We start from the raw sequence: 15,865 nt of genomic DNA, 5'->3' as shown, positions 1-15,865 counted from the left end.
TAGTACGATTGGTATAATAACGTATCTGGATAAGCATAATTGATTTGAACCCTTGGCGATTAAGTAAGGATTTTGTCGTGCGTTTATTTTCTATATTGTTATTTTGCTTACTATTACTGATGCAGGCTACGCTGTGGATTGGTAAGAATGGTGTGAATGATTATCGCCAAGTAAAAGATGAGGTAGCGATACAAAGCTCTGTAAACTCTGAATTACGCAAGCGCAATGATGAAATGTTTGTTGAAATTGACGACCTTAAACAAGGCCTTGATGCTATTGAAGAACGAGCGCGTCATGAACTTGGCATGGTTAAAAAAGGTGAAACCTTTTATCGAATCATCGATACCGACTAACTTTACAAGCGGTTTTCAACTTGAATAAATATATTGCTATTGTTCCTGCTGCCGGAGTCGGTAGTCGGATGCAGGCGAATAAGCCGAAACAGTATCTCATGCTGCATGGGAAAACTATCCTAGAACACACAATAGAGAAGTTGTTATCACATCCTCAAATATCAGAGGTGGTAGTAGCAATTAGTGAAAACGATGGATACTTTTCTGATACCTCTCTGGCGTGTCATCCTTTAGTTACCCGCGTTGCGGGTGGCAAAGAACGCAGTGACTCAGTATTAAGTGCGCTCAATCATCTTATCGAGCAAGGTTATCAAGATTGGGTGTTAGTGCATGACGCTGCCAGACCGAATGTGTGCTTGGACAATATCACCTCATTAATCGAGCAAGGCACGCAACATGGCGTTGGCGCTATTTTGGCCGCTCGAGTGCGCGATACCATGAAGCGCTCATCGAGCAACAATGAAATCGATTCTACCGTCGAACGTGCGCATCTATGGCATGCATTAACACCACAAATGTTCCGTACGCCTGAGCTACATAGCGCTTTACAATCCGCTTTGCACAATCATCATCCTGTCACAGATGAAGCGTCTTGTATGGAGCTTATAGGGCGATCTCCGTTGTTGGTAGAGGGACGTTCGGACAACCTTAAAGTGACCCAACCTGAAGATTTAGCTTTGGCTGAGTTTTATTTAACTGCGACGACAACCCAGGAGTAATTATGATCCGAATTGGACATGGTTTTGACGTACATAAATTTGGCGGTGAAGGCCCAATCATTATTGGTGGGATTTCAGTTCCGTATGAACAAGGGCTTTTGGCTCACTCTGATGGTGATGTTGTCTTACATGCGGTCAGTGATGCGCTGTTAGGGGCTATCGCCGCAGGCGATATTGGTTACCACTTCCCTGATACTGATGATAAATGGAAGGGTGCGAACAGCCGTGAACTGTTAAAAGAAGTGTATCGCCTAGTGAAAGAGCAAGGCTATGTGCTGGGCAACCTAGATGTGACCATTATGGCGCAAGCCCCTAAAATGGCACCTCATATTCAAGCTATGCGCAATGCCATTGCCGAAGATCTACAAACAGAGATCGGCAATGTGAATGTGAAAGCCACCACAACAGAGCGTTTGGGCTTTACCGGACGCAAAGAAGGAATTGCAGTAGAAGCTGTTGTTCTGATCCAACACCCTAATAATTAGAGGCGCACTCCATCTTATGAGTGACATATTATCAAACTTGGCTTATTTGCACGGTAAGCCACAAGCAAAAGCAAAATTAAAAGCAAAAGCTGAGCACTTTGTGGTTAAAGAAGATCTCGGTTTTGAGTTGGCAGGCAGTGGTGAACACTTAATGCTACGAGTACGCAAAACCGGTGAGAACACTAGCTTTGTGGCGAACGAACTGGCCAAATTCTGTGGCGTAAAATCAAAAGATGTAAGCTGGGCTGGATTGAAAGATCGCCACGCTGTTACTGAGCAGTGGTTAAGTGTGCATCTTCCTAAAAGTGATGATCTTAACTTTGCTTTGTTTACTCAAATGCACCCAAGCATCGAAATTTTAGAAACCACCAGACACAATAAAAAACTGCGTCCAGGCGATCTAAAAGGTAACTCATTTGAGCTTACTCTAAGTGAAGTGACCGACGTTGAAGCGGTAGAAGCACGTCTACAAGCCATTTCTGAGCAAGGTGTGCCAAACTATTTTGGCGCGCAACGTTTTGGTAATAACGGCAATAACCTTGATGAAGCTCGTCGTTGGGGCCGTGATAACGTACGTACTCGTAATCAAAACAAACGCAGCTTGTACCTTTCTACAGCTCGTTCATGGATTTTCAACCAAATCGTGTCGGCACGCATAGAGCAGCAGTGCTTTGATAGCGCTATTCTCGGCGATGTATTGCTCTCTTCTACGGGCACTGTGTTGCTGGATGAAGCGACACTTGCCAATGCGCCAAGCCTTGGCGCAATAACGGCCGCTTTAGCGGGTGATAATGCCTTACCCACGGCAAATAAAGCGCTAGAGATAGAACAAGTTGCAGTAGATGCCGAACCTGATTTGATGGCCTTGATCCGAGGCAATCGCATGCGTCATGATCGCCGAATCATCAAACTGATCCCTGAGCAATTAACTTGGTCTAGTGAAGGCGACCAAGTAGTGATTAAGTTCTGGTTAGACTCTGGCTGTTTTGCTACTTCTATTATGCGAGAGGTCGTTGAAGAGATCCCGTTTGAACGTTCGTTTGACTAAGGGATTGCATGAAAATTTTATTAAGTAATGACGATGGTGTGCATGCCGAAGGTCTTCGAGTACTTGCCGAAGAGCTAAAACAGATTGCCGATATCGTGATTGTCGCGCCCGATAGAAACCGTAGTGGTGCGTCTAATTCATTGACTCTCGAAAACCCGCTGCGAGTGGATGAGATAGAGCCGAATGTTTTTTCTGTGCAGGGCACTCCTACAGATTGTGTGCATTTTGCGTTAAATGAATTAATGAAAGATGATTATCCGGATCTTGTATTAAGTGGCATCAACCACGGTGCGAATCTGGGTGATGATGTATTGTATTCAGGCACTGTGGCGGCCGCGATGGAAGGACACTTTTTAGGTGTTCAATCGATTGCAATATCACTAGTGGGTAACACACACTTTAAGACGGCAGCTAAGATTGCACGTCAGTTAGTGGAGCAACATCTCAATAAGCCGATACCAACCAATCGTTTACTGAATGTGAATGTGCCTGACGTGGCTTGGGAGTCTTTAACGGAAACAGAAGTGACTCGATTGGGCGCAAGACATCATGCTGAAAATATGATTAAGCAGCTCGACCCTAGAGGCAAGCAAGTGTATTGGTTAGGGCCTCCAGGAAAAGAGCAAGATGCAGGTATAGGGACAGATTTCTATGCGATTGAGCATAAATACGTGTCTATTACACCTTTACAGGTAGATCTGACTGCACATGAATCATTGCTCAGCATGGACAAATGGCTAAAAGGATAGAATGGGACATTATCAAGCACAGCGATTATCTGAACAGCTGCAGCAGTTAGGTATTCAAGACATTACTGTATTAAAGGCTATCGCCAACTTACCGCGAGAGTCTTTTTTGTCTGAGGCAATGCGCCATCAGGCCTATGATAATAATGCTTTACCGATAGGTAATGGGCAGACTATCTCTCAACCTTATATTGTCGCAAAAATGACAGAGCTGCTTGAACTTGAGTACCACTCTAAGGTCTTAGAGGTAGGAACGGGTTCTGGATATCAAACGGCAGTCTTAGCTCAATTGGTTGAGCGAGTGTATTCCATTGAACGAATTAAAACCTTGCAGTGGGATGCAAAGCGCAGGTTGGCTAAGCTTGATATATATAACGTGTCATCTAAATACGGTGATGGTTGGAAAGGGTGGAGCGCGAATGCACCTTTTGATGCCATTATTGTGACCGCAGCTGCCGCTGAATTACCACACGCCTTGGTTGATCAGCTCGCCATTGGTGGTCGCTTGATCATTCCGATTGGCGAAACTGATCAAAAGTTGCTTAAAATCGTCAAGCAAGAATCCGGCATTCGTTCCGAGATTATTGAAAATGTTAGGTTTGTACCTTTAGTTCAGGGAGAACTGGCTTAGGTTTATGGAAAGATTATTACGTATAGTGTTAGGTGCGTTATTGTTAGTATCGCTGGTGGCTTGTGCACCAAGCGGGCAGACCAATAGTCATCGTGGCTATAAAGAAGCAGAGCGTGGCAGTTATCGTGGCAGTTATTACACGGTGAAAAAAGGCGACACTCTCTACTATATTGCGTACGTTACCGATAGGAATGTTAACGGCCTGATTCGGTTTAATAATCTAAAAGATCCCTATACTCTGCGAATCGGACAGAGGATCCGCCTGTGGTACCCAGAATCTCCAGCGTATACTTCAGGTCAATCTATTGCCTCGAACAGAGCGCCAACAAGTCATACTCATAAGACCTCCAACAGCGCACAAAAAAGTAGTCCTGCAAAGGTTGATAAGCATTCAACAAAGGAGTATGTTAGCTCTAAACAAGGTGTTAACAGTAGCGCAACATCCTCCGCTTCATCAAACCATAAAATTGCGTCTTGGAAATGGCCAACAAAAGGAAGAGTCATTAATAAGTTCTCTTCTGGCGAAACAGGAAACAAAGGGATTGATATTGCAGGACAGCGTGGACAAGCTGTTATATCAACGGCCAAAGGCAGTGTTGTGTATTCCGGTAATGCATTACGTGGTTATGGAAACCTCATTATCGTAAAACACAACGACAACTACCTTAGTGCTTATGCTCACAACGATAAGTTGCTCGTCCATGAGGGACAGCAAGTTACCGCAGGGCAGAAAATTGCCACTATGGGCAGTTCAGGTACAAATGGCGTGAAGTTGCACTTTGAAATTAGGTATCAAGGAAAATCCGTTAATCCGGAGAGATATTTACCCTGACAGATAGCATTTGAGAATGCACATTTGTTGAGCCATTGGAGGCACTATGAGTATGGATAACACAGCAGCAAAAGTGGATGACTTGGTTGAAGATAAGGTGAATGACGAAGTAGAAACAAGCATCGTCGAAGCCGTAGAACAAACCCCTGCCAAAGAAGAGTTTGATGCTTCAGCCAAAAATTTAGATGCAACCCAATTGTATCTTGGTGAGATTGGCTTCTCACCTCTTCTGACCGCCGAAGAAGAAGTGCTATATGCACGACGTTCTTTGCGTGGTGATGAAGCAGCACGTAAACGTATGATTGAAAGTAATCTACGTTTGGTGGTGAAAATTTCCCGTCGTTACAGTAACCGTGGATTAGCGTTACTTGATCTTATCGAAGAGGGCAACCTAGGTCTTATTCGTGCAGTAGAGAAGTTTGATCCTGAGCGTGGTTTCCGTTTCTCTACTTACGCTACGTGGTGGATTCGTCAAACCATCGAACGTGCTTTGATGAACCAAACTCGTACTATTCGTCTGCCTATTCACGTCGTTAAAGAGCTGAATATTTATCTGCGTACCGCTCGTGAGCTTTCGCAAAAGCTAGACCACGAACCGACGGCAGAAGAAATCGCGCAAAAACTGGATAAGCCGGTTGATGATGTAAGCAAAATGCTTCGTTTGAACGAGCGTGTTAGCTCCGTTGATACACCAATTGGTGGCGACGGCGATAAAGCCCTGCTGGATATTATTCCTGATATCAACAACTCTGATCCTGAAGTGTCTACTCAAGATGACGACATTAAGCATTCGTTGATTGACTGGCTAGATGAATTGAATCCAAAACAGAAAGAAGTGCTAGCGCGCCGTTTCGGTCTATTGGGTTATGAGCCATCGACACTAGAAGAAGTCGGGCGTGAAATCAGTCTAACTCGTGAGAGAGTTCGTCAGATCCAAGTAGAAGGTCTACGTCGATTAAGAGAGATCTTATTGAAGCAAGGTCTGAATATGGAATCGCTTTTTCACTTCGATAGCGAATAGCATTGAATAGCAAATCGTCATAAAAAAGCCTGACTTTGAAGTCAGGCTTTTTTGTCTCTGTTACTTAGAGAGAAGCTATCGAAAACATTTATAACATTTTCTTTAATCGGTACAGCTCTTCAAGTGCTTGTCTTGGCGTAAGATCATCAGGATCAATATTACCTAGAGCCAACTCAACATCACTAGGTTCAGGGATCAAGCTGAGTTGATTCGCCACTTCGACGGTAGATGGGGCACTGTTTTGCGGCTGAGCGCTGAGCTGCTCTAGTATACTTAACTTTTGACGAGCATTTTTGATCACCGCTTTGGGTACGCCCGCAAGCCCAGCAACGGCTAAACCATAGGATTTGCTGGCAGCACCTTCTTGCACGGCATGCATAAAGGCAATGTCATCGCCATGCTCGACGGCATCAAGGTGTACGTTTGCTAGTCCCTGCAATTGAGCGGGTAATTCAGTAAGCTCAAAGTAGTGGGTAGCAAATAAGGTCAGCGCGCTAATTTGATTAGCCAGCCACTCCGCACTTGCCCAAGCTAAAGATAAGCCGTCATAGGTGCTGGTGCCGCGCCCAATTTCATCCATCAGAACCAAACTGCGATTGGTGGCATTGTGTAAAATATTGGCGGTTTCCGTCATCTCAACCATAAAGGTAGAACGACCAGAGGCCAGATCATCAGAAGCTCCAATACGGGTAAAGATGCGATCAAGAAGCCCAATTTCTGCCGATTGTGCCGGAACGTAAGCGCCAATATGTGCCAGTAGTGCAATTAACGCGGTTTGACGCATATAGGTCGATTTACCCCCCATATTAGGGCCAGTAATAATCAACATTTTACGTTGCGGGTTCAGCTCGACAGGGTTGGCAATAAATGGGTCTTCTAACACTTGCTCCACAACAGGGTGTCTGCCATTGGTAATAGCAATCCCAATATTGTCATGAATACTTGGGCGGCAATACTCTAAGGTATCCGCTCGCTCTGCTAAGTTTTGCAATACATCCATTTCTGATAGCGAAGCCGACAGTAATTGCAGTTGGCTTAAATGTGGCAATATCAGATCAAACAGCTCTTCCCATAAACCTTTCTCGATGGCCAATGCTTTGGATTTTGAGTTAAGGACTTTGTCTTCGTGCTCCTTTAGCTCAGGGATAATATAACGTTCAGCATTTTTTAAGGTTTGGCGACGAATGTAATGCGGCGGAACTAAATGGCTTTGCCCTTTGCTCACTTGAATATAGAAGCCGTGTACTGCGTTGTAGCCAACTTTTAAAGTATCAATGCCGTGTCTTTCACGCTCATCCACTTCTAGCTTTTCTAGGTATTCGGTTGCGCCATTGGCAAGATCGCGCCATTGATCTAACTCTTCGTTGTAACCTTCCGCTAATACGCCACCATCACGAATGACCACTGGCGGATTTTCTTTAATGGCGCGCTCTAACAGTTCACACAAGCTTTCGATTGGCTTTGAGTCTGTGGCGAGAGTTTGCAAGTGTGAGTTTTGCAGTATTTGCAAGGTCACTTCTAATTCAGGAAGTGTTTGTAAGGCTGAGCGAAGGCGAGCTAGATCTCTTGGTCTAGCGGAGCGTAGTGCAAGCCTTGCAACAATACGTTCAATATCGCCGATTTGTTTTAGGATCTGATTTAGATCTGGATACAAAGCCTGCTCTTTTAGCTCTGTAATGGAATCTAAGCGGTTGTTTAATACTGACAGTTCACGAGTCGGCTGGTGTAACCAACGCTTAAACATGCGGCTACCCATCGCCGTTGCCGTATGATCAAGAACCTCTGCCAGAGTGTTATCCACACCGCCGGCTAAATTGGTAGTGATCTCCAAGTTACGGCGAGTTGCAGCATCTAAAATAACCGAATTGTCTTGTCTCTCAATAGTAATAGAGCGTATATGTGGCAAAGCGGTGCGCTGAGTGTCTTTTACGTACTGAATTAGACATCCTGCCGCACACAGCGCTACTTCGGACTTTTCAACACCAAAACCAATGAGATCTTTGGTGCCAAATTGAATATTCAACTGCTGTTTGGCGGTTTGCAGTTCAAATTCCCATTCTGGTCTACGGCGATTGCCATGACGACCTTCCATGATATGCACGGGAACAAACTCTTCGGGGAATAACAGCTCTTTTGGGCTAGTGCGTTGCAACTCGGCAAGCATGGCTTCTTCTGTTTCAGGTTCGCTCAATAAGAAGCGCCCAGAGGTAATATCTAAAGTAGCGTAACCAAATTTACCGTTGTGCTGATAAATGGCCGCAATGAGGTTATCCACGCGCTCGCTTAACAAGGCCTCATCGGTGACTGTGCCGGGGGTGATAATGCGCACTACTTTTCGCTCAACTGGCCCTTTGGAAGTCGCAGGGTCGCCAATTTGTTCGCATATGGCGACGGACTCACCCAATTGCACCAGTTTGGCGAGGTAGCCTTCAACGGCGTGAAAAGGGACGCCAGCCATAGGAATAGGTTCGCCAGCAGACGCGCCGCGTTTGGTCAAAGAGATATCTAACAGTTGCGAGGCGCGTTTGGCATCATCATAAAATAATTCATAGAAATCACCCATGCGGTAAAAAAGCAAGATCTCAGGATTCTCTGCTTTAAGCTTATGATACTGCTGCATCATTGGAGTGTGTTTTGGCTTAGATTTTACCGACATAATAGCTTCTGTTGCTTTCCATTAATTCTCTAGGGGCTTAGGATAAATGAATCTTAAATGAGTGGTAAAGTGAATTAAGCAAATGTCTGACACAACATTGGATAAATTGAGCCTTAGAGTAGGGGAATTACTCAAAAAACAAGGTTATATGATGGCAACAGCAGAATCTTGCACTGGTGGCGGCGTGGCGCAAGCCGTTACTGAGATAGCAGGCAGTTCGCAATGGTTTGACCGAGCTTTTGTGACTTACAGTAATGAAGCCAAAGTTGAGATGTTAGCTGTCAAAGAATGCTCCCTTGAGCAATTTGGAGCAGTAAGCATTGAGGTAGCCGCAGAAATGGCACTCGGCGCTGTACAACATTCGAGAGCGCAAATTGCGGTTTCTATCACAGGCATCGCCGGCCCTGGTGGCGGTACACAAGATAAGCCCGTTGGTACCGTGTGTTTTGGCTTGGCAGTAGGAAGCGAACTTATACAGGTACAACACTGTTTATTTACAGGTGATCGCACGCAAGTAAGAAATCAGTCTGTTTGTCATGCTCTTCAACTTATTGAAAAACATATAGAAACCAACTAATTTCACTTAAATGCTAAAAAAAACGCTTTTTCATCTAGACACTGTATGAATTAACAGTAATAATTGATTCATCAGACAGAAAGACCCTATTCCATGGAGCATAAAATGGACGATAATAAACAAAAAGCGCTCGCAGCGGCACTTGGTCAAATTGAAAAGCAATTCGGTAAAGGCTCTATCATGCGCCTTGGTGATAACCGCACCATGGACGTGGAAACTATCTCTACAGGTTCACTGGCATTAGATATCGCACTGGGTGCGGGTGGCCTACCTATGGGACGTATCGTAGAAGTTTACGGCCCAGAATCTTCAGGTAAAACAACTCTAACTCTTGAGCTTATTGCAGCAGCGCAACGTGAAGGCAAAACTTGTGCATTCATCGATGCCGAGCACGCTCTTGACCCTATCTACGCACAAAAATTGGGCGTAAATATCGATTCTCTATTAGTTTCGCAACCAGATACTGGTGAGCAAGCGCTAGAGATTTGTGATGCTCTAGCACGCTCTGGTGCTATTGACGTCTTGGTTGTCGATTCTGTTGCTGCACTAACACCAAAAGCTGAAATTGAAGGCGAAATGGGTGATAGCCACATGGGTCTGCAAGCACGTATGCTTTCTCAAGCAATGCGTAAGCTAACCGGTAACCTAAAACAGTCTAACTGTATGTGTATCTTCATTAACCAAATTCGTATGAAAATTGGTGTAATGTTCGGTAACCCAGAAACCACTACTGGTGGTAACGCACTTAAGTTTTACGCTTCTGTTCGTCTAGATATTCGTCGTACTGGCGCAATCAAAGATGGCGATGAGATTGTCGGTAACGAAACTCGCATTAAAGTAGTTAAAAACAAAATTGCGGCACCATTTAAGCAAGCTGAAACTCAGATCATGTACGGCCAAGGCTTTAACCGTGAAGGTGAGCTGATCGACTTAGGCGTTAAGCATAAGCTAATCGAAAAAGCCGGTGCTTGGTATAGCTACAATGGCGATAAGATTGGTCAAGGTAAAGCAAACGCAGGTAAATTCCTACGTGAAAATCCAGAAGCAGCAACGGCTATCGATGCTAAACTTCGTGAAATGCTTCTAACAGTTGCTACTGCTGAAGAAGAAACTGAAGCGACCGAAGCCGAATAATCTCTTTCCCAATTATGCTCCTAATTACTGAGCCTTACTGTTAAGGCTCAGTAATTACCTCCTTATTTCCAATTTATCCACTTTCTCTTTCGCACTGAATTTTCCGAGGTGTGTATGTATTCTCGATCCCTAAACAATTCCGCTAAAAAAGAAGCATTACGCTTTTTGAGTCTTCGCGATCATGGACGTTATGAGTTGCAACAAAAGTTGCTCAATAAAGGCTTTGGTTTAAATGATATTGATGAAGCCATTGTTTTTTGTCATGAACATCATTATTTGGATGATTTGCGCTACGCAAAAGATCAAGTAAAGCTACAAGCAAGTAAAGGCCATGGAGAGCATCGTATTCGCCAAGAATTACAAGCGAAGCGGGTTGGCTGTGATGTTATTAACCAAGCACTTCGAGAGGAGCCTCAAGATTGGTTTGAACTGGCTAAGTTGTCGGTAGAGAAGCATTTGAATGATGCTTTAACGGCGGATAGTCAAGAATATGCTCGGCAGGTACGCTCGCTACAATTTCTAGGATTTAGCTTTGAACAGATCCAATACGCTCTCTCTTCTGTATCACTTTCTAGCAATTAATTGAAAATAACTCTTATTTTTCCTGATAGATTTAAGGGGATAAGCGCGATTTTTTACAAAATAATCGGCATTTGTGGTCAATTAAGACAGAAAACTAGTCGTTCTCTCTTGCTTGTTTTACAATGTGGCAAAAATCTAACTTGAACACTTCAGGAATAGCCACATGTACATGAGTACCGCCGAGATTCGTAGTGCCTTTTTAAAGTTCTTTGAGAGTAAAGGGCACCAGATAGTAGAGAGTTCTTCTCTTGTACCTCACAACGATCCTACTTTGCTGTTTACTAACGCAGGTATGAACCAGTTTAAAGACTGTTTCTTAGGAGCCGAGAAACGCAATTATACTCGTGCCACTACGGCACAACGTTGTGTACGTGCTGGTGGTAAGCATAATGATTTAGAAAACGTTGGTTTTACTGCTCGTCACCATACCTTCTTTGAAATGCTAGGTAACTTCTCTTTTGGTGATTACTTCAAGCATGATGCTATCGGTTTTGCTTGGGAGTTTTTGACTGAAGTTCTACAACTTCCACAAGAAAAACTGCTAGTAACGGTTTATGAAACCGATGACGAAGCCTTTGATATCTGGAACAAAGAGATGGGCATCCCAGCGGATCGTATTGTTCGCATTGGTGATAAAAAAGGCGGTAAAGCCTATGAGTCTGATAACTTCTGGACTATGGGTGATACTGGTCCTTGTGGTCCTTGTACAGAAATTTTCTACGATCACGGTGAACACATCTGGGGCGGCCGTCCAGGCACTCCTGAAGAAGATGGCGACCGTTTCATTGAGATCTGGAACAACGTATTCATGCAGTTCAACCGTCACGCTGACGGCACTATGGAACCACTGCCAAAACCATCTGTAGATACAGGTATGGGTATTGAGCGTATCTCTGCCATCATGCAGGGCGTGCATTCAAACTATGAAATCGACGTTTTCCAAACGCTGATCAAAGCCTCTGCTGAAGTTGTGGGTTGTGACGATCTATCTAACCAATCTTTGCGCGTAATTGCCGACCATATCCGTTCATGTTCTTATCTTATTGTTGACGGCGTTATGCCTTCAAATGAAGGTCGTGGTTATGTGCTACGCCGTATTATCCGTCGCGCAGTGCGTCACGGTAACAAAGTAGGTGCAAAAGATGTCTTCTTCCATAAATTAGTCGGCGTACTGGCTGATGTGATGGGCGAAGCAGGCACTGAGCTTAAAGCACAACAAGCACTTGTTGAAAAAATCCTACGCATTGAAGAAGAAAACTTCGGTCGCACTCTAGAGCGCGGCATGAACATCCTTAATGATGCTTTAGACACTCTTAAGTCTGAAAACAAATCTACGCTGGATGGTGAGACAGTATTTAAACTGTACGACACTTACGGCTTCCCTGCTGATTTAACCAATGATGTTGCACGTGAACGTGATTTCGATATCGATGAAGCAGGTTTTGAAAAAGCGATGGAAGAGCAGCGTCAGCGTGCTCGTGAAGCAGGCCATTTTGGTACTGACTACAACGCAACGATTAAAACAGAAGCGACTTCTGACTTTAGTGGCTACACCGCCACACAAGGTCACAGCACAGTGACAGAAATTTTTGTTGAAGGTGAAGCGTCTGAGTCACTTTCTGCAGGCGACAAAGCGATTATCATCTTGAGCGAAACGCCGTTCTACGCAGAATCAGGCGGTCAATGTGGTGATACCGGTGTATTGAAAACTGAACTAGGTAGCTTCCAAGTTGAAGATACTCAAAAGCTAGGTAATGCCATTGCACATCACGGCGTGTTAGCCGAAGGCGTATTGAGCACGGGTGACAGCGTTGAAACGGTTGTGGATGCTGAGCGTCGTTTAGCGACCTCTTTAAACCACTCTGCAACGCACTTATTGCATGCTGCACTTCGTCAAGTGTTAGGCACACACGTTGCGCAAAAAGGCTCATTAGTTAAGCCTGAAGGTCTACGTTTTGACTTCTCTCATCTTGAAGCTGTGACGGCGGATGAGTTGCGTACAGTAGAGCGTCTAGTTAACCAGCAAATCAGAACAAATAACGATATAGTGACCGAAGTAACGGACATCGAATCGGCAAAACAAAAAGGCGCGATGGCGTTGTTTGGCGAGAAATACGATGATGAAGTTCGCGTACTTTCAATGGGTGACTTCTCTGTTGAATTGTGTGGTGGTATTCACGCAGCGCACACTGGTGACATTGGTTTGTTCCGTATTACTTCTGAAGGTGGTATTGCTGCCGGTATTCGTCGTATTGAAGCGGTAACAGGTGAAGCTGCACTGGATTCTATTGAAGCTGAGCAATTAAGCCACGCTCAAAAAGTGTCAGACATGCAAGCTAAAGCTAAACAGCTTGATAAAGAAATTCAGCAGCTGAAAGAGAAAATAGCCGTTGCTGAAAGCGCTAACATTATGGGTAAGGTTCAAGAAATCAAGGGTACTAAGGTACTGATTGCTGCTCTAGAAGGTGCTGACAATAAGAACCTACGTAACATGGTGGATGATACTAAGAATCGTGTTGGCAGTGGTGTTATCCTTATTGCGAACATCGATAACAACAAAGTTAGCTTGATTGCTGGCGTCACCAAAGATCTGATTGGCAAAGTGAAAGCGGGCGAGTTGGTGAATATGGTCGCACAACAAGTTGGTGGTAAAGGCGGTGGTCGTCCTGATATGGCACAAGCGGGTGGTACTGATGTTGAAGCAGTGCCTGAAGCATTGAAATCAGTTCAGAGCTGGCTGGAAGAGCGTCTTTAATCAATAGCTGATAAATATTGAGCGGCTAAAGCTTAATAAGACAATATTGAAACCAGGTACTTTTATTGAAAGTGCTTGGTTTTATTGTTTTTAATGAGTACCAATAATACAGTGTTTAGGAAGGTGGAGAGTTAGTGGAAAAGCGATTGATCGTACAGAAGTTCGGTGGAACATCTGTTGGTTCTGTTGAGCGAATCCAACGAGTCGCAGAGCGAGTCATAAAGACTAAGCAACAAGGTCAGCAAGTCGTGGTCGTGGTATCGGCGATGTCTGGTGAAACCAATCGTTTACAAAGTTTAGCCAGCGAAGTGGACAGTCTTCCTAATGCTAGAGAGTTGGATGTTTTATTGTCTGCAGGAGAGCAGGTGACCGTCGCCTTGTTGGCTATGACATTACACAAGCTTGGTTATAAGGCCACATCATTGACGGGGTGGCAGGCGGGAATCATCACCGACGACAGGCATAACCAAGCGACAATAAAGTCTATCGATCACGATAAATTTAAAACGTTGCTGAACGACGATCAGATTGTCATTGTGGCAGGCTTTCAAGGCATGAACCAAAACGGTGATGTCACTACGCTTGGTCGAGGAGGCTCTGATACAACAGCGGTGACCTTAGCTGGGCTTCTAGGTGCAGATGAGTGCCAAATCTTCACCGACGTAGATGGCGTTTATAGTTGCGATCCAAGAGTGGTCGATAGCGCAATTAAACTCGATAGTATTGATTTTAGCGACATGCAAGCGATGGCAAAGCATGGTGCTAAAGTGCTTCATCTTCCTTGTGTGGAGTTTGCTGATAGGTATAACTTAGATGTTCGTGTGTTGTCGTCGTTCTCGCCGTTGCAAGGTACCTTGGTCACACGTTTGCCAAGTCGCGCATCGGTTTGCGGTCTAGCATTGCAACGAGAAGTGTATCGTATTGACTTGGCGCCACTAAAAGCTGATGCCATTGTAGCTCAGTGCCAGTTACTAGGAGTGACCTTGCACTGGCACTCAGGGTCTGTTGTTGCCGTTGACAGTAACGACGTCTCCAAACTACTGCAAATGCTACAACAAGATATTATTGATGTAGCGCCTGTCAGTACCCTAACGGTAGTGGGTGCAGAGCTGGATGAGCTATATCAGAAAGTACAAATGCAACTATTAGAGAATGATATCAAAGTTCTTGATAGTTTTAGGTGTGATAGGGTAGTGAAATTGCTACTATTACCAGAACATCTGGATCGAGCCGCTAATTTTATACATGCTCAGTATATTGAGCTATCTCATTATGTTGCTAAAGACAAAAAAGAGCTTATATTGTAATAAGTTCTTTACCAAGTTGTTATTTTTGTTGAATAATGGATCTCAAATGAATTTGAGTGACAGCAAGGAGCTATCAAATGCTAATTTTGACTCGCCGCGTTGGCGAAACCCTTATGATAGGGGATGAGGTTACTGTGACCGTTTTAGGTGTAAAAGGTAACCAAGTACGTATCGGTGTAAATGCACCAAAAGAAGTTTCTGTGCATCGTGAAGAAATCTACATGCGTATTCAGGCAGAAAAAGGAAATGGAAACGTTGCGACAGGCAACTACTAAGTTTTTCTATAAAGGCTAACCTTACGGTTAGTCTTTCTGTTTTGTGGCGATAATAAACACATATAACTAGCAATTTTGAACGGTTTGGTTGAAAGTTGTTCTGTTGACTGATTTTTCTGTCATTTTACTAATAAAATGTTTGACATATTTTTGGTAAATCGTAATATGTGCCTCCGCAAGACGGTGAGGTGGCCGAGTGGCCGAAGGCGCTCCCCTGCTAAGGGAGTATACGGTTTGTAGCCGTATCGAGGGTTCGAATCCCTCCCTCACCGCCATTCTTGCGAACGTTCTTAACGGAACAAAAATGCGCGTCCTTAGCTCAGCTGGATAGAGTACCTGGCTACGAACCAGGCGGTCGGAGGTTCGAATCCTCCAGGACGCGCCATATCGTTTTTCGATATAAAATATAATGCGGTGAGGTGGCCGAGTGGCCGAAGGCGCTCCCCTGCTAAGGGAGTATACGGTTTGTAGCCGTATCGAGGGTTCGAATCCCTCCCTCACCGCCATTTATTGACCGTTTGGTCAATTTTTTTGTTTCTCATTTTGAAAAGTGTGATAGACTTCGCACCCTTCTTGAAAGAGAACATTCTTGAAAGAGAATATTGTACAACCAGCATTGTACAAAACATTGCGCGTCCTTAGCTCAGCTGGATAGAGTACCTGGCTACGAACCAGGCGGTCGGAGGTTCGAATCCTCCAGGACGCGCCACTATTACAACGAATGGTTGATAGAAATATTAACGG

At 44.4% G+C, this 15,865-nt stretch carries 15 protein-coding genes and 4 tRNA genes; 18 read left to right on the top strand and 1 reads right to left on the bottom strand.

Annotated features, from left to right (window positions below):
* Window positions 1-77 precede the first annotated feature (77 nt).
* From ftsB to rpoS, 8 genes are read left to right on the top strand one after another with little or no spacing between them, the layout of a single operon-like run.
* Window positions 78-353 carry a cell division protein FtsB gene (ftsB, locus tag VEZ01S_RS01655; protein ID WP_021712276.1) on the top strand — a complete coding sequence of 92 codons (276 nt, stop codon included), beginning with the start codon at window positions 78-80 and terminating at the stop codon, window positions 351-353.
* A 20-nt stretch (window positions 354-373) separates the two neighbouring features.
* Entirely contained in the window at window positions 374-1,072 is a 699-nt protein-coding gene (gene ispD, locus VEZ01S_RS01650; RefSeq protein ID WP_021712275.1) for a 2-C-methyl-D-erythritol 4-phosphate cytidylyltransferase, read from the top strand.
* A gap of 2 nt (window positions 1,073-1,074) precedes the next feature.
* Window positions 1,075-1,557: a 2-C-methyl-D-erythritol 2,4-cyclodiphosphate synthase gene (ispF, locus tag VEZ01S_RS01645; RefSeq protein WP_021712274.1), complete on the top strand. Its 483-nt coding sequence runs from the start codon at window positions 1,075-1,077 to the stop codon at window positions 1,555-1,557.
* A gap of 16 nt (window positions 1,558-1,573) precedes the next feature.
* A complete protein-coding gene (gene truD, locus VEZ01S_RS01640; RefSeq protein ID WP_021712273.1) occupies window positions 1,574-2,605 on the top strand; it encodes a tRNA pseudouridine(13) synthase TruD in 1,032 nt (343 codons plus the stop codon).
* Between the two features lie 8 nt (window positions 2,606-2,613).
* Window positions 2,614-3,354 (top strand): 5'/3'-nucleotidase SurE, encoded by a 741-nt coding sequence (gene surE, locus VEZ01S_RS01635; RefSeq protein ID WP_021712272.1) that lies wholly within the window; start codon window positions 2,614-2,616, stop codon window positions 3,352-3,354.
* A 1-nt stretch (window position 3,355) separates the two neighbouring features.
* Window positions 3,356-3,982, top strand: coding sequence for a protein-L-isoaspartate(D-aspartate) O-methyltransferase (locus VEZ01S_RS01630; protein ID WP_021712271.1), 627 nt, complete (start codon window positions 3,356-3,358; stop codon window positions 3,980-3,982).
* 4 nt (window positions 3,983-3,986) lie between these two features.
* Window positions 3,987-4,814 (top strand): peptidoglycan DD-metalloendopeptidase family protein, encoded by an 828-nt coding sequence (locus VEZ01S_RS01625; RefSeq protein WP_021712270.1) that lies wholly within the window; start codon window positions 3,987-3,989, stop codon window positions 4,812-4,814.
* 46 nt (window positions 4,815-4,860) lie between these two features.
* Window positions 4,861-5,835 (top strand): RNA polymerase sigma factor RpoS, encoded by a 975-nt coding sequence (gene rpoS, locus VEZ01S_RS01620; RefSeq protein WP_021712269.1) that lies wholly within the window; start codon window positions 4,861-4,863, stop codon window positions 5,833-5,835.
* 88 nt (window positions 5,836-5,923) lie between these two features.
* Here the strand turns inward: rpoS and mutS are convergent, their stop codons facing one another.
* Window positions 5,924-8,491, bottom strand: coding sequence for a DNA mismatch repair protein MutS (gene mutS / locus VEZ01S_RS01615; protein WP_021712268.1), 2,568 nt, complete (start codon window positions 8,489-8,491; stop codon window positions 5,924-5,926).
* Between the two features lie 82 nt (window positions 8,492-8,573).
* On the opposite strand from mutS, the gene pncC reads away from it, so the two are divergent.
* The 10 genes from pncC (at window position 8,574) to VEZ01S_RS01565 (ending at window position 15,830) form a co-directional block, all read left to right on the top strand.
* On the top strand, window positions 8,574-9,068 hold the full coding sequence (pncC, locus tag VEZ01S_RS01610) for a nicotinamide-nucleotide amidase (protein WP_021712267.1): 495 nt from the start codon (window positions 8,574-8,576) through the stop codon (window positions 9,066-9,068).
* A 93-nt stretch (window positions 9,069-9,161) separates the two neighbouring features.
* The gene (gene recA, locus VEZ01S_RS01605; protein ID WP_174371941.1) at window positions 9,162-10,202 is read left to right on the top strand and encodes a recombinase RecA; all 1,041 of its coding nucleotides are present in this window, start codon (window positions 9,162-9,164) and stop codon (window positions 10,200-10,202) included.
* 114 nt (window positions 10,203-10,316) lie between these two features.
* Window positions 10,317-10,784, top strand: a complete 468-nt coding sequence (locus VEZ01S_RS01600) for a regulatory protein RecX (RefSeq protein ID WP_021712265.1) — start codon at window positions 10,317-10,319, stop codon at window positions 10,782-10,784.
* A gap of 163 nt (window positions 10,785-10,947) precedes the next feature.
* Window positions 10,948-13,539 carry an alanine--tRNA ligase gene (gene alaS, locus VEZ01S_RS01595; protein WP_021712264.1) on the top strand — a complete coding sequence of 864 codons (2,592 nt, stop codon included), beginning with the start codon at window positions 10,948-10,950 and terminating at the stop codon, window positions 13,537-13,539.
* A 134-nt stretch (window positions 13,540-13,673) separates the two neighbouring features.
* Window positions 13,674-14,846, top strand: coding sequence for an aspartate kinase (locus tag VEZ01S_RS01590; protein ID WP_021712263.1), 1,173 nt, complete (start codon window positions 13,674-13,676; stop codon window positions 14,844-14,846).
* 77 nt (window positions 14,847-14,923) lie between these two features.
* Complete coding sequence (gene csrA / locus VEZ01S_RS01585) at window positions 14,924-15,121, top strand: carbon storage regulator CsrA (RefSeq protein ID WP_021712262.1); 198 nt, start codon at window positions 14,924-14,926, stop codon at window positions 15,119-15,121.
* A gap of 182 nt (window positions 15,122-15,303) precedes the next feature.
* Window positions 15,304-15,396: transfer RNA gene (locus tag VEZ01S_RS01580), tRNA-Ser, on the top strand.
* Window positions 15,397-15,429: 33 nt separating this feature from the next.
* Window positions 15,430-15,506 (top strand) — tRNA-Arg (locus VEZ01S_RS01575).
* Between the two features lie 28 nt (window positions 15,507-15,534).
* Window positions 15,535-15,627, top strand: a tRNA-Ser gene (locus VEZ01S_RS01570).
* Window positions 15,628-15,753: 126 nt separating this feature from the next.
* A tRNA-Arg gene (locus VEZ01S_RS01565) sits at window positions 15,754-15,830 on the top strand.
* Window positions 15,831-15,865 lie beyond the last annotated feature (35 nt).

The organism is Vibrio ezurae NBRC 102218 (assembly GCF_000467185.1).
Taxonomy (GTDB): domain Bacteria; phylum Pseudomonadota; class Gammaproteobacteria; order Enterobacterales; family Vibrionaceae; genus Vibrio; species Vibrio ezurae.
Note: the sequence above shows the minus strand (reverse complement) of the source record. Positions and strands in the feature narration are given on the sequence as shown.